This is a genomic window from Marivita sp. NO-S04, from assembly GCF_059070475.1.
Genome location: NZ_CM180980.1, coordinates 1,836,833 through 1,853,940, shown reverse-complemented (window position 1 = coordinate 1,853,940; position 17,108 = coordinate 1,836,833). Strand labels below are relative to the sequence as shown.

17 protein-coding genes are annotated in these 17,108 nt (G+C 61.6%); 9 read left to right on the top strand and 8 right to left on the bottom strand.

The window, feature by feature from the left end; genetic code table 11:
* Positions 1-88 precede the first annotated feature (88 nt).
* Both ACK3EW_RS09710 and ACK3EW_RS09705 read left to right on the top strand, forming a co-directional pair.
* Positions 89-1,066, top strand: coding sequence for an ABC transporter substrate-binding protein (locus tag ACK3EW_RS09710; RefSeq protein ID WP_493809716.1), 978 nt, complete (start codon positions 89-91; stop codon positions 1,064-1,066).
* A 2-nt stretch (positions 1,067-1,068) separates the two neighbouring features.
* On the top strand, positions 1,069-1,740 hold the full coding sequence (locus ACK3EW_RS09705) for an ABC transporter ATP-binding protein (RefSeq protein WP_493809404.1): 672 nt from the start codon (positions 1,069-1,071) through the stop codon (positions 1,738-1,740).
* On the opposite strand, the gene ACK3EW_RS09700 is transcribed toward ACK3EW_RS09705, so the two are convergent.
* The 6 genes from ACK3EW_RS09700 to ACK3EW_RS09675 form a co-directional block, all read right to left on the bottom strand.
* Positions 1,737-2,291, bottom strand: a complete 555-nt coding sequence (locus ACK3EW_RS09700; RefSeq protein WP_493809403.1) for a tetratricopeptide repeat protein — start codon at positions 2,289-2,291, stop codon at positions 1,737-1,739. The two genes, ACK3EW_RS09705 and ACK3EW_RS09700, sit on opposite strands and share 4 nt — an antisense overlap.
* Before the next feature lie 53 nt (positions 2,292-2,344).
* Positions 2,345-3,136, bottom strand: a complete 792-nt coding sequence (locus ACK3EW_RS09695; RefSeq protein ID WP_493809402.1) for an ABC transporter permease — start codon at positions 3,134-3,136, stop codon at positions 2,345-2,347.
* The gene (locus tag ACK3EW_RS09690) at positions 3,133-3,849 is read right to left on the bottom strand and encodes an ABC transporter ATP-binding protein (protein ID WP_493809401.1); all 717 of its coding nucleotides are present in this window, start codon (positions 3,847-3,849) and stop codon (positions 3,133-3,135) included. The genes ACK3EW_RS09695 and ACK3EW_RS09690 overlap by 4 nt, the downstream gene beginning before the upstream one ends.
* Before the next feature lie 121 nt (positions 3,850-3,970).
* Entirely contained in the window at positions 3,971-4,417 is a 447-nt protein-coding gene (locus ACK3EW_RS09685; RefSeq protein WP_493809400.1) for a hypothetical protein, read from the bottom strand.
* A gap of 45 nt (positions 4,418-4,462) precedes the next feature.
* Positions 4,463-5,431 carry a YVTN family beta-propeller repeat protein gene (locus tag ACK3EW_RS09680; RefSeq protein ID WP_493809399.1) on the bottom strand — a complete coding sequence of 323 codons (969 nt, stop codon included), beginning with the start codon at positions 5,429-5,431 and terminating at the stop codon, positions 4,463-4,465.
* Between the two features lie 83 nt (positions 5,432-5,514).
* The gene (locus ACK3EW_RS09675; protein WP_493809398.1) at positions 5,515-6,693 is read right to left on the bottom strand and encodes an ABC transporter substrate-binding protein; all 1,179 of its coding nucleotides are present in this window, start codon (positions 6,691-6,693) and stop codon (positions 5,515-5,517) included.
* A gap of 177 nt (positions 6,694-6,870) precedes the next feature.
* Between ACK3EW_RS09675 and pedF the strand changes: the two genes are divergently transcribed.
* From pedF to ACK3EW_RS09645, 6 genes are all read left to right on the top strand, one after another.
* The gene (gene pedF / locus ACK3EW_RS09670) at positions 6,871-7,569 is read left to right on the top strand and encodes a cytochrome c-550 PedF (protein ID WP_085630937.1); all 699 of its coding nucleotides are present in this window, start codon (positions 6,871-6,873) and stop codon (positions 7,567-7,569) included.
* Positions 7,570-7,573: 4 nt separating this feature from the next.
* Positions 7,574-8,473: a substrate-binding periplasmic protein gene (locus ACK3EW_RS09665; protein ID WP_439121122.1), complete on the top strand. Its 900-nt coding sequence runs from the start codon at positions 7,574-7,576 to the stop codon at positions 8,471-8,473.
* 84 nt (positions 8,474-8,557) lie between these two features.
* The gene (locus ACK3EW_RS09660) at positions 8,558-9,082 is read left to right on the top strand and encodes an SRPBCC family protein (protein WP_439121121.1); all 525 of its coding nucleotides are present in this window, start codon (positions 8,558-8,560) and stop codon (positions 9,080-9,082) included.
* Between the two features lie 54 nt (positions 9,083-9,136).
* On the top strand, positions 9,137-9,622 hold the full coding sequence (locus tag ACK3EW_RS09655; protein ID WP_085630931.1) for a (2Fe-2S)-binding protein: 486 nt from the start codon (positions 9,137-9,139) through the stop codon (positions 9,620-9,622).
* Positions 9,623-9,677: 55 nt separating this feature from the next.
* Entirely contained in the window at positions 9,678-12,053 is a 2,376-nt protein-coding gene (locus ACK3EW_RS09650) for a xanthine dehydrogenase family protein molybdopterin-binding subunit (protein WP_493809397.1), read from the top strand.
* 14 nt (positions 12,054-12,067) lie between these two features.
* The gene (locus ACK3EW_RS09645) at positions 12,068-12,853 is read left to right on the top strand and encodes an FAD binding domain-containing protein (protein WP_493809396.1); all 786 of its coding nucleotides are present in this window, start codon (positions 12,068-12,070) and stop codon (positions 12,851-12,853) included.
* Between the two features lie 191 nt (positions 12,854-13,044).
* Here ACK3EW_RS09645 and ACK3EW_RS09640 read toward each other — a convergent pair whose 3' ends face one another.
* Both ACK3EW_RS09640 and ACK3EW_RS09635 read right to left on the bottom strand, forming a co-directional pair.
* Entirely contained in the window at positions 13,045-13,917 is an 873-nt protein-coding gene (locus tag ACK3EW_RS09640) for an FAD:protein FMN transferase (protein WP_493809395.1), read from the bottom strand.
* Complete coding sequence (locus ACK3EW_RS09635) at positions 13,914-16,025, bottom strand: 4Fe-4S binding protein (protein WP_493809394.1); 2,112 nt, start codon at positions 16,023-16,025, stop codon at positions 13,914-13,916. The genes ACK3EW_RS09640 and ACK3EW_RS09635 overlap by 4 nt, the downstream gene beginning before the upstream one ends.
* On the opposite strand from ACK3EW_RS09635, the gene ACK3EW_RS09630 reads away from it, so the two are divergent.
* Entirely contained in the window at positions 16,024-16,863 is an 840-nt protein-coding gene (locus ACK3EW_RS09630; RefSeq protein WP_493809393.1) for an ABC transporter permease, read from the top strand. The two genes, ACK3EW_RS09635 and ACK3EW_RS09630, sit on opposite strands and share 2 nt — an antisense overlap.
* The last annotated feature ends 245 nt before the right edge of the window (positions 16,864-17,108 follow it).

The following is a 17,108-nucleotide window of genomic DNA, read 5'->3' as shown; positions in this document are numbered from 1 at the left end:
CAAGAGATACGACCTTGGCCCACATCCTTTGGTCGTATTTCCGCAGGAAAAGCGGCTGTTACTGTGTCTGCAATCATTCTGGGAGGACATGATGAGCTTTTTCTCCACCATCCGCGCGACCTCAGCCGCGCTGCTTCTGTGCGCGGGCGCAGCCTTTGCCGAAACCCCCGTTTTGCGCGCTGCCGTTCTTGCATTCGGCACCGTGAACTGGGAATTGGACAGCATCAAACACAACGGCTTTGACACGGCCAACGGGTTCGACCTTCAGGTTCAGGGCGTCGCGGGCGGCTCTGCCGCGCAGGTCGCGTTTCAGGGGGGCGAGGCGGATGTGATCGTGTCCGACTGGCTTTGGGTCGCGCGTCAGCGGGCCGAGGGTAAGGATTACATCTTTGTTCCATATTCCAAAGCCGTAGGCGCTTTGCTGATCCCCGAAGGCAGCACCGCAACATCCCTGGCTGACCTCAAGGGCGGTAAAATCGGTATTGCCGGTGGACCGCTCGACAAAAGCTGGCTGATCCTACGTGCCTATGCCGAAAAGATGCACGGTATGGATCTCGTGACCGAGACCGAACAGGTCTTTGGCGCACCGCCGCTGATCTTCAAGACGGGCTTGCAGGGCGAACTTGATGGCGCGATCAACTTTTGGCACTTCCTCGCCAAGATGGAAGCAGGCGGCATGACACCGTTGATCACCGTCGATGACGCTGCGCGCGAATTGGGCCTTGATCCCGAAACACCGCTGTTGGGCTATGTGATGCGCGGAGAAATGCTGCGCGACCATCCCGAACTGGTCGAAGGTCTGGCCGCCGCCAGCCGCGCCACCAAGGAACTGCTTGTCAGTTCTGACGCTGAATGGGACCGCCTTCGCCCGCGCATGAACGCGAAGTCTGATGCAGAGTTCGCGGCGCTCAAGGCCGGGTTCATCGCGGGCATCCCCGCCAATCAGCCTGTCGATGAAGATGCTGCTGCACGGATGCTGGCCCTTATGGCCGAACTTGGTGGTGAAAAGCTGGTTGGCGCTGTCACGACATTGCCCGAAGGCGTTTTTGTCCAGCCCGGAAGCTGACCTTGGTTGCGACATCGTCCCTCAAACTCGTGAGCAATCGCGACACCCTCAAACCGGCGGACGCGTCTTCGCCGGTCTTGACCGTCACCCTCGACGGGATGCGCTTTGGTGACAAACAGGTGCTTGGGGCGCTCGACCTGAGGCTGGCTCCTCGCGAGACCATCGCCATCACCGGGCCCTCGGGCGTCGGCAAGACCACCTTTATGCGCATCATTGCCGGGTTGGAACATCGTTACGACGGCCATGTCCGTCGCCCCGATAAGCTGGCGATGGTGTTTCAGGAACCCACTTTGATGCGCTGGCGCACCGTGGCCGACAACCTTGCCATCACGCTGGGCCTGACGCCTGCGGAGATCGACATCGCACTGGAAGAAGTCGGCCTCGCCGGTCGCGGCACCGCCTTTCCCGATCAACTCTCCCTCGGTCAGCAACGCCGCCTGTCGCTTGCCCGCGCCTTTGCGGGAAAACCCGATGTATTGCTGATGGACGAACCCTTCGTCAGCCTCGACGCTGATCTCTCGGACGAGATGATGACTCTTTTCGAACGCCTGCGTGACAACCACCCGGTCGCCACGCTTCTTGTCACCCACGCGATCCCCGAGGCCGAACGCCTCGCCACGCGGATCCTTGAACTCTCAGGCCAACCTGCAAAGCTCAAACCACGCCAAGCTTAGAACAACGGCGCGTATTTCCAGTTGTCCGCATCCGGTGTGACCTCATCAAGGTCGTAGCCCGCGCCCTGCAACCGCTTGGCGATCTCCAGCCCGTCCGACGCAGCCTCATCGACATAACGCCGCCCCAGAACCTCGTCCTTGGCGATGCCATGCCCGCGCATCAGGTTCAGACCATGGTTGAACTTGCCCACCCGATCCCCAAGTTCCGCTGCCTGCTGATCCCAGGCCGCACTGGCATCCGGGTCGTAGTCACCGCCAAGCCCATTGTTATCCAGCTGGCTCATCCATGTCATCGCCCCGGTATAGCCCGCGTTGGCGCAGTTCTCGAACAAGGCCCGCGCCGTGGCATGATCGCCCGACTTGGTGAGCATATACCCCGTCGAGCACAACACCATGCCCGTCTCACCCTTCTCGGCGCGGTCGAGCATGGAATGCCATGTCATCTCGTCCGGGTTCAGAACGCCACCGGGATCATCGTCCTCAGGCTCGGCCCAGAGGGCGGTGGCACTCAGCGCAACGGCGCAGCTCAGCGGGATCAGAAACTGTTTCATATTCCAAGCCTAGCGTAAGATGCGCCGGAATTCACCCTTGCTATGGTCGTAGATCACCCCTTTCGGGTCATCATCCCGCGCGCCGGGTCATAGCCCCAGACCGCAAGCGCCATGAACACAGCCGTCGCCAACGCCGTCCAGACAAGCGCCATGCCGTTCACCTCGACATACAGCGCAAAGCGGATCAATTCGACCGCATGGGTGAACGGATTGGCTGCGCAGATATCGTGCAACAGCTCTGAACTCTCCGCCATCTTCCACAGCGGGTAAAGCGCCGAGGATAAAAAGAACATCGGGAAGATCACGAAATTCATCACCCCGGCGAAATTCTCCAACTGCTTGATGAAACTCGACAGCGCCAAGCCCAACGCCCCCAGCATCAGACCCGCCAGCAAAAGCGCGGGCAGGGCGGCGAGATACCCCCAGCCCGGCAAGGTGATATCAAACAGCCACGCCACCAACAAAAAAGCATAAACCTGCAGGATCGATATGATCGTACTGCCCAACAGCTTGCTGAACAAAAGCCACACCCGCGACAGCGGCGCCGTCAGCAAAAGGCGCATCGACCCCATCTCGCGATCATAGACGAGGCTCAGGCTGGACTGCATCCCGTTGAACAGCAGGATCATTCCGCAAAGCCCCGGCACAATATAGGTCTCATAGGTGATGTAGGTCTGGTAAGGCGGCGTGATGGACAGACCCAATGCGGCCCGAAAGCCCGCCGCAAATACAAGAAGCCACACCAGAGGGCGCACGAGCGCCGCCACAAACCGCTCGCGTTGATGGACAAAGCGCAAGGCCTCGCGCAGCACGATTGCCCGCATCGCGATGAGCGCGTGTTTCATGCCAGTGCCCCGGTCATCTGCGCAAAGTAGTCGGGCAAGGGGCGCTCATTGCACAGGTTGCCGCACAGCCCATCCGCCAGCACCTTCCCGCGATGCAGCAGGATCACCTGATCCGTGTCCAGAACCTCGTCGGTCAGATGGGTCGCCCACAGCACCGTTACGCCGGTCTCGGTGCACAGGTCGTGAATATGCCGCGTCAGGCCCGCCCGCGTGGGCGCATCCAGTCCCACTGTCGGCTCATCCAGCAACAGCACCTTGGGATCGTGCAACAGCGCCCGCGCAATCTCGGTCCGCCGACGGTGTCCGCCGTTCAACCCGCGTGCCTTTTCGCCTGCGCGCTCTGCCATACCCAATCGGTCCAGCGCAGTGTCGATCCGATTGTCGGCGTCCCGCCCCGAGATCCCGTGCAACGCCGCGAAATAGCGTAGGTTCTGTCGCACCGTCAGGTCAAGATCCAAGGTGGTCTGCTGAAACACGACACCCAGATCCGCCATCGCTGCCAAGGGTGCAGCCTTCAGATCATGTCCGGCGATTGAAATTGCTCCACCCTGTGTCACGAAAAGACGCGTCAGCAGGGAAAACAGCGTCGATTTTCCAGCGCCGTTCGGGCCGAGCAAGGCCGCAAACTGCCCGTGCCCGACCGAAAAGGACACGCCGTCCAAAGCGGTCTTGGGTCCATAGGAAAACGACAGATCAGAAACCTGCAAACTCATCCGCGTGACCCGTCCAATCTTCTCTGGTTCCAAAATACTTCTGGGCAGCGCGCCCGATTTTGCGTCAACGCAAAATCACGATGCGTCGACGCATCGGAAGCGCCGCAGAAAAAGCCTTGCGTCATTCAATGGTGATGTCCAGCCGCTGGGTCTCTCCGGTCGATCCGGGAATGCGCAGGAAGTAAGTACCGGGCTTGATCGCGACAAAGCCGATCTCCATCGTCCCGGCATCGTCAAATTCGATCGAGTTCAGGCCGAGGGGGCGGATCTCGAGATCATTCACGACGATCTCGTCGATCCAGATGGCCCGAAAGAACTCGGAGCCTTCCAGCGCCAGCTCTGCCGACCCGTCACCTTCGATCTCGAACTCGTAATAGGTGCCCGAGGTCAGCACCCAAGGTGCCTCTGCCAATGGCATGCCCGAACTCAGAGTGATTGGCGGCAGATCGGCCTTGTTGGCTGAGGACAGAATGCCCGCGCGCCCCCATTGGTCGCGCGGCGCGCCATCGGCAAAGGACAGGGCGGGTGTCAGAATGGCAAGGCCAAGGGCGGTAAGAAACGGTTTCATGTCAGTCTCCTGAAGAAATGAAGGACGGCAGCGTTCGCGTATGGCTCACTCTGTTGGACGAAACGCGGCCCCCCATGGGAAGCGACCCACCTTGATGCTCTTAAGGGCCTTGCGGCTGGCCACATCGACAACGGTCACATCCCCGGAGACGCCGTTGGTGGTAAAGATCAGACTGCGGTCGCGGTTGAATTCAAGATGCCAGACCCGGCGACCGACGAGGATGTACTCTTCCACCTCATAGGTCTCGGCATTGACGACTGCTACATGGTTCGACGGCCCTAGCGCGACAAAGGCATGGCTGTCACCCGTAGTGAATTCAAACCCCACCGGCTGCACCCGGTCGGGGTGGATGTTGTCGATGTCAAAGTCGATCTTGGCTTTTTCGGTTTGCGTCGCGACGTCAAATACCGAAATTGTGCCACCGATTTCGGCACTGACCCAAAGCTCGGTGCCCTCTTTGATGAATTCTGCATGGCGCGGCCGGGAATCCACCAACGTGTTGGCGAACAGCGTCTGGGTCTCGGTGTCGATCCAATGCGCCATATTGGTGGTTTCAGATGTGGTGATGGCGATCCTGCCATCGGGCGACACCGCCATGCCTTCGGGTTCGATGCCGACGTCGATCTGCGCCACAACCGTGCGGGTTTCGGTATCGACGACCGTGGTGATCGCATCATCCTCGTTGGCGATGTAAAGGTGGCGGTTGTCTGGATGCAGGACGAACTGTTCCGGGTCTTCGCCCGAGGGCAGGTCGTGCAGGATCTTGCCGGTTTCAGGGTCCATCACCTGCACCGCGTCGCTGTCGGAGGCGCAGATATAGACCACCGAGAAATCCTTGGAGAAGGTGATCCCCCGAGGCCGCTCTCCGGTTTCGATGGTGCGAACCACCTCCATCGTTTCGATGTCGATCACGCTGATCGTGTCGTCTTTTTCGTTGGTGACCCAGATCTCGTCGGCCAATGCGGTCGTGGACAGCAAGGCGGCGGTCAGGGTGGTGAGGATCGGCAGTTTCATTGGTGTCGGTCCTTTTGGTGGATGGCGGATCGGGGGCCAGCCCCCGAACCCCCGGAGTTTACCGGGCAAGATGAAGAGGCAGGTCAGTTCTCGAACGCGGTGCAGCCGCTTTCGGGTTGGTCGAGACCCAAAGTGTCAAGTTCGTTGCGCTGGTGCAGAAAGCCTTCGAGCGGGGCCTGTGCGACGAGCGCGCGTTCATGCACCAGCGGGATGGGCTGGCGCAACTGGCCGTTCCATGTGCGGAATGTAAGGGGGCTTCCCTTGAAACCCGCGAGTTCGAACGCGTCGGACAGCATAAAGCTGCGCAGGGTTTCTGCGTCCGCGGCACCGGTGCGTGTCACGGCCTCTCCGATCGCCCTGACGGCGGCCCATGCTGCGTAGTCGCGGTCCAGCATGGGACGGTCCGCCAGTTTGGTGAAGCGCGATTGCAACTGCGCTGCGCCCCATTGTTCGACGACGCGGTGCCATGTGACAGCGCGCACCCCTTCGGATCCGGCCACCGGGCGCGGGCGCCAGGTGTTGTAAGAAATGTAGCGCGCGAAATCATCCGCCGCGTCGGCCACCAGAAGGACGTCATAATCGCCCAGTTCCTGGGTGAAGAGTGGCACTTCCTGTGCTGCGTTCCGGCGCATGTCGGCATCGAAGGCCCAGGTCTTGCGCGCGCCGAACTTCAGCCCGAACTTGCGAGCCGAGCGTTCCAGCGTCTCGGCCCAGGCCTGATCCTCGGGACGTTCACCTGCAATCAGCGCGATCTCGTCCCAGCGCCGGGTCACGAAAAACTGCATCAGAGCATCGGCCTTCATCGCGTACGAGGGCAGGGTGTGCAGCACCCGGGCGCTGCAGGTCTCATCACGCAGCGCGACATCTGCGGCACCGGCATTAAAGAGCAGCGCCGCCTTCGCCTCGGGCAGGTCGGCCGCCGCCAGAAGCTGCGCTGTCGGTGCGTCCAGCACCAGCAGATCGGTCTCGCCAAGCGCTGCGCGCGCGGCCTCGGCAAAATCCTCACCCTCGAAAACCTCGGTCACGATCAGGCTGTAGGTTTGGCCCAAGAACTTGCCGGTGGTGTTGTTTTCCTGCGCACCCAGTTCCGCGCCACGAATGCCCAGATCTTCTGGGATCGGATCAAGATTGGACAGTGTCGGAGGTGCGTCGACCACCTGCTTGAGGTAATGGATCACGACATCGACCTGTGCGGTGGCCGTGCTGGCGAGGCACAGCGCAACTGCCGATGCAATCGCGCAGGTCAAACGTGTCTTGAACATGGACTTGGTCCTCCCAGACGAACTCTAGTCGGGCCATCGAACCGTCGAAAATACGACCATTGTCCCGTACCGTTTGGCCAAAAAGCCCGTTCCGCGCCACGAAAGTCCAATACCCGCACCCACCGTGCGTCGGTACACATCCGGCAAGACACAAGACTGTGCCTGAGGAGGACCAACATGACCGCGACATTTTTCAAAACAACCTGCGCTGCTCTGGCGCTGACCGCCGCAGCCAGCCTGGTATACGCGCATGGTGACGTGGCCCCGCAGGCTGTAGACACCACCGGTCTTCCCGAGAACGGCGAAGACTGGCTGACGGAAAACCCCTATCGCGCCGAACTGGTCGGTGACGAGGTCTGGCTGCGTGCGGTGGAAATCGGTTCTTCGGGCTACAACCAGAACTGCGCCCGCTGCCATGGTCTTGAGGTGATCTCGGGTGGTCTTGCACCGGATCTGCGGTTCCTCGAAGCCGAGGAGTATGGCGACGAATGGTATGTGGAGCGCTTCCGTGACGGCTATACCCAGAACGGGACAACCAAAATGCCGGCATTCGGCGAACTTCTGGGGCAGGACGCCGCCTGGGCAATCCGGACCTATATCGAAACCCGACCCGATGATGCGTCGATGGAAGAGGTGTCGGACGAGCTGAAGGCGTTGCGTGACGAAATCACCGGCTATGCGGCCGATGCGTCCAGTGCAGATGCAGACGCGCTCAAGTCGCGGCTGACAGAAATCGCGGCGGGTATCGAAACCCTGTCCGGTGCACCTGTCGCTGACAGCGCCGCCTTCCGTGCCGCCAACCTGATCGACGGCACACAAGAGGCTTATGGCCGCGCAGCCGAGGCCTTGACGATTGGTTTGTCAGCGGCACACTGACACAATGAGCACTCTGGTTCGCGCCTCATTTACCGCAACCCTGCTGGCCATGGCGTCGCCCGTCTTGGCCAGCGATCCCTGTGCCGATTACGTCCCACAGGCCAAACCGCAGAATGCCAGCCGGGACATCGTCGGGCAGGACATAGATCAGATCATGGATCGCGGGTTTATCATGTTCGCGGTCTACGAAGATTATCCCCCCTACAGCTGGGATGATGCAGGCCAGCCGCGCGGCGTTGACGTCGATATTGCCCGGATCATCGCCGAGGACCTTGGTGTTGAGCCGCGGTTCAACTTCATCAGCGCGGGGGAAAACCTCGAAGCCGACTTGCGGCACCATGTTTGGAAGGGACCGTTGATCGATGGCGCCGTGTCGAACGTCATGCTGCGCGTGCCCTATGACAGTGCCTTCAACTGCCGGGTAGAGCAGGTGGTCTTCACCGGTCAGTACATGACCGAAAGCATTGCCATCGCCTATTCCGAAGCCGAGTATCCCGATGGGGGGCCGGTTCCGGCCTATTTCCGGTTTGACACGGTGGCGGTCGAGAACGACTCTATTTCGGATTTCTACCTGACCAGCTTTGCGGGCGGTCAATTGGCCCAAGGTGTGCGCCGGTATCCCACGATGCAGGACGCGATGGCGGCTTTGAATGCGGGTGAGGTGATGGCGGCCATGGGCCCCCTGGCACAGCTTGAATTCAGCGCGGGTGACGGGGTGGCGATACACCAGCCGCCGCTGCCCGGTTTTGCCAAGTCGAAATGGACCCTCGGCACGGGTAGCCACTTTGCCTACCGTGGATTGAGCTACACTGTGGATGATGCGATCTATTCTGCTCTGTCGGATGGGCGCATCGCCGCGATTTTCGAAAGCTATGGCCTGACCCATCAGGCCCCCGAAAGATAGTTTTCACCGATATGTTAAGCCATTGGTCTTATATGCCCCGGGGGTCCAACCCCCTAGGCTGACCATCAAAGAAGGATCACACCCATGCATATGACCGATTCCCGCACGATTGCTGCCAGCCCCGAAGAGGTCTGGGCGGCGATCCTCGATCCTGAAGTCCTCAAGCAATGCGTACCGGGATGCACCGAGATGAGCGGGTCCGCCGATGACGGGTTCGAGGCGACAGTCGTGCAGAAGGTTGGACCTGTTAAGGCGACCTTCAAAGGCACGGTCGTTCTGTCAGAGATGGTGCCGGGGCAATCGCTGACCCTGACTGGGGAAGGCAAGGGCGGTGCGGCTGGCTTTGCCAAGGGCGGTGCCGATGTAAAGCTGGTCCCGGTCGAAGGCGGCACAGAGCTGCATTATGATGTGGATGCCAAGGTCGGCGGAAAGCTGGCGCAACTTGGCAGTCGCATCATCGACGGGTTCGCCAAGAAAATGGCAGACCAGTTCTTCAGCAATTTCCAATCCGCCGTTGAGGGCCCGCAAGAGGGTGGCGACGATGCCCCCGAAGCTGACGGTGACGGCGGCGAAAAGAAAAAGGGCTGGTTCAAGAAACTCGTTTCTTGATCGCAGCCGGCTTCTGCAACACAGTTGAAATTGAATACCCACGGGAGGAGTTAGATGACAAAGGTAACAATGACGGTGAACGGCAAGACCGTCTCCGGCGAGGTCAAGGGCAACACGCTTTTGACCGAATTCCTGCGCGAGGATTTGCGCCTGACAGGAACCCATGTCGGCTGCGACACGTCCCAGTGCGGGGCCTGCGTCGTGCATGTGAACGGCGAAGCTGTGAAATCCTGTACCATGTTTGCGGCCGAGGCCGATGGCGCCGAGGTCAAGACAGTGGAAGGCATGGCAAACGCGGATGGATCGCTCAGTGTGATCCAGCAGGCGTTTCAGGATTATCACGGTCTTCAGTGCGGTTTCTGCACGCCGGGCATGGTGATGTCGGCTGCCGCACTGCTCAAGGACAATCCCAAGCCGACCGAGGCGGAAGTGCGGGATTACCTCGAAGGCAATATCTGCCGCTGCACCGGCTACCATAACATCGTGCGCGCCATCATGGCGGCGTCCGGTCAGGACGTGCCCGCAGTCGCGGCTGAATAATCCACAATTGTAGGGTGTGTGCTTGCACGCACCGCTCCTAGGGAGGAATACCACTATGCCGAAGGATCATGGCATTGGCGCAAGCCCGAAGCGGCGTGAAGACGTCCGCTTTCTGACCGGCGCTGGCAATTATACCGACGACATCAACGTACATGGCCAAGCCTATGTGCACTTCCTGCGTTCCGATTTGGCGCATGGCAAAATCAACAGCATCGACACCAGCACAGCCGAAGGCATGCCGGGCGTTGTCCGAATCTTCACCGGCAAGGATTTCGAAGGTGTGGGCGGTCTGCCCTGCGGCTGGCAGGTGACGGACAAACATGGCGAAGTGATGAAGGAACCGGCCCACCCGGTTTTGGCACAAGGCAAGGTGCGCCACGTGGGCGATCCGATTGCCGCTGTTGTCGCTGACAGCCTCGAACAGGCGCGCACGGCAGCCGAAGCCATCGTTCTCGACATCGAAGAACTGCCTGCAGTGGTCGACATGGGCAAGGCACTCGAGGCCGGTGCCACCAAGGTTCATGACGATCTGTCCGACAACCTTTGCTACGATTGGCAGTTCGGCACCGACACCGAAACCACCGATGCCGCGTTCAAAAGCGCGGCGCATGTGACGACGCTGGAACTGGTGAACAACCGCCTCGTCGCCAACCCGATGGAGCCGCGCGTTGCCGTGGGTGACTACTCCCGCGCTGGTGGCGATTACACGCTCTACACAACAAGCCAAAACCCGCACGTGATCCGCCTGCTGATGGGTGCGTTTGTTCTGGGCATCCCCGAGCACAAGCTGCGCGTCGTGGCCCCTGATGTGGGTGGCGGTTTCGGCACCAAGATCTTCCACTATGCCGAAGAAGCGTTCTGCACCTTCGCCGCCAAGGCCTGCAACCGCCCGGTCAAGTGGACCTCGACCCGCTCCGAGGCGTTCATGTCCGACGCGCATGGCCGCGATCACGTGACCAAGATCGAACTGGCGCTCGACAAGGACAACAACTTCCTTGCCGTGCGCACCGACACCAAGGCGAACATGGGCGCGTACCTGTCCACATTCTCCTCGTCGGTCCCGACATGGCTGCATGGCACATTGATGGCAGGCAACTACAAGACGCCCGCCGTTCAGGTGAACGTTAAGGCGGTGTTCACCAACACCGTGCCGGTTGACGCCTATCGCGGTGCCGGTCGCCCCGAAGCGACGTTCCAGCTTGAGCGTGTCATCGACATGGCCGCCCGCGAACTGGGCGTCGATCCGATCGCCCTGCGCCGTCAGAACTTCATCACGCAATTCCCCTACGCCACGCCCGTCGCCGTCGAATACGACACCGGCGACTACGAAGCGACCATGGCCAAGATGGAAGAGCTGATGGACATCGGCGGCTTTGCGGCGCGTCGAAAGGCATCCGAAGCCAAGGGCATGCTCCGTGGTCTCGGCGTCAACTGCTTCATCGAGGCCTGCGGCATCGCGCCGTCGAACCTCGTGGGTCAGCTCGGCGCACGTGCCGGTCTCTATGACGCCGCCACCGTCCGGGTGAATGCCACCGGCTCCATCTCGGTGATGGTCGGCGCACACAGCCACGGGCAGGGGCATGAAACTGTGTTCCCGCAGGTCGTGGCCGAAATGCTCGGCATTGACGAAAGCATGATCGACATCGTCCACGGCGACACCTCCAAGATCCCCTTCGGCATGGGCACCTACGGCTCGCGTTCGCTGGCGGTCTGCGGATCGGCGATGGTGCGGGCGACCGAAAAGATCATCAACAAGGCCAAGAAGATCGCCGGTCACCTGCTCGAAGCGTCCGACAGCGATATCGAACTCAAGGACGGCCAGTTCACCGTCGCAGGCACCGACAAGTCGGTTGCTTGGGGCGATGTAACACTGGCGGCCTATGTACCGCACAACTACCCGCTCGAAGACATCGAGCCGGGCCTTGAAGAAACCGCGTTCTACGATCCGGCCAACTTCACCTACCCGGCTGGCGCCTATGCCTGCGAGGTCGAAGTTGATCCCGAAACCGGTAAGGTCACCATCGAAAAATTCGTCTCGGCGGATGATTTCGGCAACGTGGTCAACCCGATGATCGTCGAAGGCCAGGTCCATGGCGGGATCGCCCAGGGCATCGGTCAGGCGCTTTTGGAAAACTGCGCCTATGACGAAAACGGCCAGCTTCTGTCAGCGTCCTACATGGACTACGCCATGCCCCGTGCGGACGATATCCCGCATATGGCCAGCTACGTCGTTGACCATTCCTGCCAGACCCCATGCACCCACAACCCGCTGGGTGTGAAGGGCTGCGGCGAAGCAGGGGCGATCGGCTCACCCCCCACAGTGGTGAACGCGGTCATCGACGCGCTGCACTCGGGTGGTCACACCCACGTTTCCCATATCGATATGCCCGTGTCGCCCTCGCGCGTCTGGGCAGCGATGAACGGCCAATAAGGAGGGCTGAGCACATGTATAGCTTTGACATTCAACGGCCCACTTCCGTGGCAGACGCAGTGGCAGCCTGCGCGACAGATGAAGCGCTGCCTCTGGGCGGCGGTCAGACCCTGATCCCGACCCTGAAACAGCGCCTCTCGGCCCCGTCCGTGCTGGTCAGCCTGTCGGGTATCGCCGAAATCAAAGGTGTCTGCACCAATGATGACGGCGCGCTCTGCATCGGTGGCGGGACAACCCACGCCACCGTCGCAAAAGAGGCGTCCGCTTATCCGGGCCTCGCAGCGCTTGCTGGCAATATCGGGGACCCGGCGGTCCGCAATCGTGGCACCATCGGCGGCAGTGTGGCCAACAACGACCCATCTGCCTGTTATCCGGCGGCGGTTCTTGCATCAGGTGCAACTGTTGTGACCAACACGCGCTCGATTGCGGCGGATGACTACTTTCAGGGCATGTTCGCCACAGCTCTGAACGAAGGTGAAATCATCACCGAGGTCCGTTTCCCGGTGCCTGAGAAAAGCGCCTACATGAAGTTCGAACAGCCCGCCTCGCGCTTTGCGCTGGTCGGGGTGTTTGTCGCCAAATACGCGGACGGCGTTCGTGTCGCGGTCACCGGCGCGTCCGAAGAGGGTGTCTTCCGCTGGACCGAGGCCGAAGCGGCGCTCTCGTCGAACTTCTCGGCGGACGCGGTGCCTGCGGCACCGTCGGGCGATGGCATGATCTCGGACCTGCACGGCTCGGGCGCATACCGCGCGCATCTGGTCGCCGTCATGACCAAGCGCGCGGTTGCCGCCGCAAGCTGATCTGGTTGACGACGCGAATTGACGAAGCCCCGGTTTTCAAACCGGGGCTTTTTCGTTTGGGGCGCACGATGCGTCGACGCATCGTGATTTTGCGTTGACGCAAAATCGGGGGTCGTCCGTTGAGGCGCCATTGGTTCAAGCCCTATGGACGACGCCCCCGCACCCCCGAGGTATTTTTGAAACAGAGAAGATCAGACGGTCTGGATGTTGCCATCCGCGTCGACCAGCGTGACGCGGTGCAACCCTGCGGCAACCTTCAAGCGCTCAAGCGCGTCCCGCTCCATGAACACGGCCGCCGTCGACAGCGCATCCGCCATCGTGGCTGATTTGGCTTCGATGCTGACCGTGGACCAGATCGGCGTTTCACCGCGTGGTCCAAGGATATGCGCACGGGTTCCAAGTGACATCGCGGCGGGGCTGGATGTGGCGATGGTCATATCGCGCAACTCTTTTGTACCCAGATGGCCATGTGTCGGGTCTTCGATGCCCAATGTGAAGGGGCCACCCATCGCAGCGTGTTCGCCGATATTCACAAGCGCTGTCTCAGCGCCATGTTTGCGCAGCAAAAGCCGCATCACGTCGGTCGCAAAGCCTTGCGCGATCCCGTTGAAGGTCAGCGCCTGACCTGTCTGCAGTTCAATCATCCGGTCCGAGAAGCGCACGCGATCCCACCCAAGCGCAGCCCGTGCAGGCGCGGTGTCCCGCCCGCGCGCAAGCGCCTCCCACAACGTCTGGACCGTCGGATCGAACAACCCGCCGGTCAGGCGATGGGCCTCATCCGCCCGTACCATAAGCGTCCGCATCAGGGCATTTGGATCGCGCAGCCGTCCCATCATGTTGAGCCGGCTCAGATGTGAGGTCGGGCGAAACAGGCTGAACGCTTCTTCGAAATTGACCAGCAGGCGTGGCACATCCGCCAGCGCCTTCTGTGTCATCTCGCGTGGCCCGTGCAATGTCACCGACACATCCGCCCCCAGCGCCTGACCCGACCACGTGTCGGCTTGTGCAAGAGCAGGGGCACAGGCAAAAGCAGCGGCAAGGGTCAGGAAGCGACGTCGTTTCATTCGGCAGGCACCGTGTTGGGATGGCCCAGATTGCGCGGTGCACGACGCGCAGCACGGCCCTTGAGGATCAAGGGCACGCATTGATCCGCGTCATCATGGATGGTCACGCAATCAAGGCATTGGAAGCATTCGGAGTATTGGACCTTGCCGCTTGGCGCGATGGCCTCGTAGTTGCATTTGACGCGGCACAGCTGGCAGGGCGATCCACATTCTTCACGGCGCGGAATCCACCGGCGCAGACGGAGCACGCCACCGATGGCCATCAGTGCCCCCAGCGGGCAAAGGTAGCGGCAGAACCCTTTGAAGACGAACATCCCCAGCACCAGCCACAGCCCGGCATAGGCGACGTAATACCATTCGCGCACAAAGAATGTGGTGATCGCCGTCTTGAACGGTTCGATCTCTGCTGCCTTATCCATGTAGGAGGGGGCGAAGATCGTGATTGCAACCAATCCGGCCAAAGCCACGTATTTCAGAGATTTCAGCCGCGCATCCCAGCGCGCGCTTGGTTCGATCTTCGGAAGGCGCATCAGCCGTCCCAGATGGTGCGCGAATTCCTGCAATGCGCCAAACGGGCAAAGCCAGCCGCAGAACAGCCCCCGCCCCCACAGCACGAAGCCCACGATCACCGCTCCCCAGATCAGCAGCGAGAACGGATCGTAAAGCAAAAAGGCATACGACCCACCCGCCATCGAGGTCTGCAACGCGGCCAGCGGGGTGACGATGGACAACTGCCCCTGTCCCCACCAACCGACAAAGCCCAGAACACCGGCAAGGATGCCCAACCGCACCGGCGTGAACGCGGCCAATCCCGCCAGCCAGCTTTGCGCCCCCAACAGCAGCGCGACCAATCCCGCAAGGACCACCGCCAGAGCGATCAGATCGGTCTGCCGGTTCAGGATCGCCTCTTTCCAAGGCGGCAGCTTTTCCACCACCACCGGGCGGGCAAAGAACCTGTCATCGGTCACATGAGTCGTGGTCAGCTGCACCGATCCTATCTCGGGCTGGAACATCCCGTGTTCCCGCACCGCGTCGACACTCAGCGTCCAGTCCCGCGTTGGATCGAACCCCAGCCGCCGGTCGGTGCGCAGGATCATCGCCACACCATCGTGCAAGTCGTCCGGCACCGCGTCGCTCAACTCGACAAACAGATCCGCATCCCGCAACGCCACCGGGAACCCGTCCTGTTCCGCCCCGATCCAGTCGGGCGCGGTGTTGCGGACGAAATCTTCAGACACCAACCCGTGCCGCGCCGTTTCGATCACAAGGATCGGCTCGTCGAAGGTCGAGATCGACATGAACCGGTCCAGTTCCTCCAATGTGTCCGCGTCCAGCAGCACGCGGGCGATTGACGAGGGCCCCACATCCGCGATCCACAGATCAAGGTAGGGCGCGTCCGGCTCATCCAGCGCCTCCGAGTCGTCATCCTCCCACACCGTGCCCGCAAACAGCGCCTGCACGTCGGCATTCGTGGCCACCCGCCGCGTGATCAGCCCCTGCGTCACCAGATCGTCCCAGCTCAGCACCTCGACATACTCGGGATCGGGATACGCAGGCGGCCCGGACGCGATCCCCTGCATCTTCTCCCGCGCCACCTGCAGCGCCGCCGCCAGCACCGACTCGTGCGCGATCCGGATCGACGCCGTCGCCTTCGTCACACCATCCAGATAGATCAACCCACCGCCACCGGTCGCGCCCCCATACGGCGTGCCCACCACCAGCGAGTCGCTGATCGAATGCCCGCGATACTGCTCGAAGAACGCATGAAACGGCGCCTGACCCAGACCCGACACAAAGATCGGCTCGTTATGGTCCAACAGCTGCACATCCAGAAACCGCCCGTCCGGATCCAGCACCACCAGCACATTGATCGGCGCGCCGGAAAAGCCGGGCAGGGGGGCCATCGGCTCGGTCTGGAACACATAGCCTGCATGCGCACCGCCGGAATTGAGCAGCTCATACACCCCATTGTCCGAGATCAGCGCCCCAAGGCTCATCGGTGCGTAAATCTGCCCCGCGATCTCGTCTTCCGACAAAACCTCAGCAACCGCGCAAACTGCGCTCACACACCACAAAACTGCGGCAAGAATAAAACGGAATCTTCCCATGACCGCGACCATAAAAGCGCCGCCCGCGCAGCCCTATTGGACCTTCGTCCAACAGCCACGCCACCACAGAATCCCCTATGCTCCCCCCATGCGCGCACCACCCCATGTCACCCTGATCTCGCTCGCCCTGCTGATCGCCGCCTGGACGCTCGGCGCCTGGGCGATGAACGACGCCGACATCCTGCCCACCCCATGGGCCGTCTGGCACGAGATCGCCGACGAGAGCGCCTCCGGCGCGCTCTGGTACCACATGGCCAACACCCTGCGCCGCGTGGCACTCGCCTTCACCCTCGCCATGACGGTCGGCATGGCGCTCGGCCTCGCCATGGGCCGGTCCGAGCGGCTCAACATGTGGCTCGACCCGTGGGTCACCGTCTTTCTGAACCTGCCCGCGCTGGTGATCATCGTGCTCTGCTACCTCTGGATCGGCCTGAACGAAGTCGCGGCCATCATCGCCGTCGCCCTCAACAAGACCGCCATGGTCACCGTCACGATCCGAGAGGGCGTCCGCACGCTCGACCGAGGCGTGGGCGACATGGCGCAGGTCTACCGCCTGACGCCGATGACCCGCCTGCGTCACATCATCTGGCCCCAGCTTGGGCCGTTCGTCGCCACCAGCACCCGCAACGGGCTGGCCGTGATCTGGAAAATCGTGCTGGTGGTCGAGTTCCTCGGCCGCTCCAACGGCGTCGGCTTCCAGATCCACCTCTATTTTCAGCTCTTCGACACCGCGACCGTCATGGCCTACGCGCTGGCCTTCACCGGAGTGATGCTGAGCATCGAATACGGCCTCGTCCAGCAATGGGAGAGGCGGTCGAGCGCATGGCGTCGCGCCTGACCCCGTAGGCCGGGCATCCGCACGGCAATCCCTCACCAAACCCGTAGGCCTGGCTTCAGCCCGGCACGCTACGCACCCAACCCAAACCCAAGAGGTCACCCCCCAGCCCGGAACGGGCCAGCGCCCGTCCGCCCCCCGGGCGGGCGCTTCTGCACCAACATTACGCCGAAGAAGCGTCATTCTGAGCCAATCGGAGCGCCTCGCTCCACCGTCGCAGCGCCCACCCCGGACGGACGCTGGCCTTT

Excerpts from the sequence above, each read along its gene's own strand:
- ACK3EW_RS09655 (WP_085630931.1), top strand. The coding sequence starts at position 9,137 with ATGACAAAGGTAACAATGACGGTGAACGGCAAGACCGTCTCCGGCGAG.
- ACK3EW_RS09640 (WP_493809395.1), bottom strand. The coding sequence starts at position 13,917 with ATGAAACGACGTCGCTTCCTGACCCTTGCCGCTGCTTTTGCCTGTGCC.
- pedF (WP_085630937.1), top strand. The coding sequence starts at position 6,871 with ATGACCGCGACATTTTTCAAAACAACCTGCGCTGCTCTGGCGCTGACC.
- ACK3EW_RS09650 (WP_493809397.1), top strand. The coding sequence starts at position 9,678 with ATGCCGAAGGATCATGGCATTGGCGCAAGCCCGAAGCGGCGTGAAGAC.
- ACK3EW_RS09700 (WP_493809403.1), bottom strand. The coding sequence starts at position 2,291 with ATGAAACAGTTTCTGATCCCGCTGAGCTGCGCCGTTGCGCTGAGTGCC.
- ACK3EW_RS09680 (WP_493809399.1), bottom strand. The coding sequence starts at position 5,431 with ATGAAACTGCCGATCCTCACCACCCTGACCGCCGCCTTGCTGTCCACG.
- ACK3EW_RS09645 (WP_493809396.1), top strand. The coding sequence starts at position 12,068 with ATGTATAGCTTTGACATTCAACGGCCCACTTCCGTGGCAGACGCAGTG.
- ACK3EW_RS09685 (WP_493809400.1), bottom strand. The coding sequence starts at position 4,417 with ATGAAACCGTTTCTTACCGCCCTTGGCCTTGCCATTCTGACACCCGCC.
- ACK3EW_RS09635 (WP_493809394.1), bottom strand. The coding sequence starts at position 16,025 with ATGGGAAGATTCCGTTTTATTCTTGCCGCAGTTTTGTGGTGTGTGAGC.
- ACK3EW_RS09690 (WP_493809401.1), bottom strand. The coding sequence starts at position 3,849 with ATGAGTTTGCAGGTTTCTGATCTGTCGTTTTCCTATGGACCCAAGACC.
- ACK3EW_RS09630 (WP_493809393.1), top strand. The coding sequence starts at position 16,024 with ATGACCGCGACCATAAAAGCGCCGCCCGCGCAGCCCTATTGGACCTTC.
- ACK3EW_RS09665 (WP_439121122.1), top strand. The coding sequence starts at position 7,574 with ATGAGCACTCTGGTTCGCGCCTCATTTACCGCAACCCTGCTGGCCATG.
- ACK3EW_RS09710 (WP_493809716.1), top strand. The coding sequence starts at position 89 with ATGATGAGCTTTTTCTCCACCATCCGCGCGACCTCAGCCGCGCTGCTT.
- ACK3EW_RS09695 (WP_493809402.1), bottom strand. The coding sequence starts at position 3,136 with ATGAAACACGCGCTCATCGCGATGCGGGCAATCGTGCTGCGCGAGGCC.
- ACK3EW_RS09675 (WP_493809398.1), bottom strand. The coding sequence starts at position 6,693 with ATGTTCAAGACACGTTTGACCTGCGCGATTGCATCGGCAGTTGCGCTG.
- ACK3EW_RS09660 (WP_439121121.1), top strand. The coding sequence starts at position 8,558 with ATGCATATGACCGATTCCCGCACGATTGCTGCCAGCCCCGAAGAGGTC.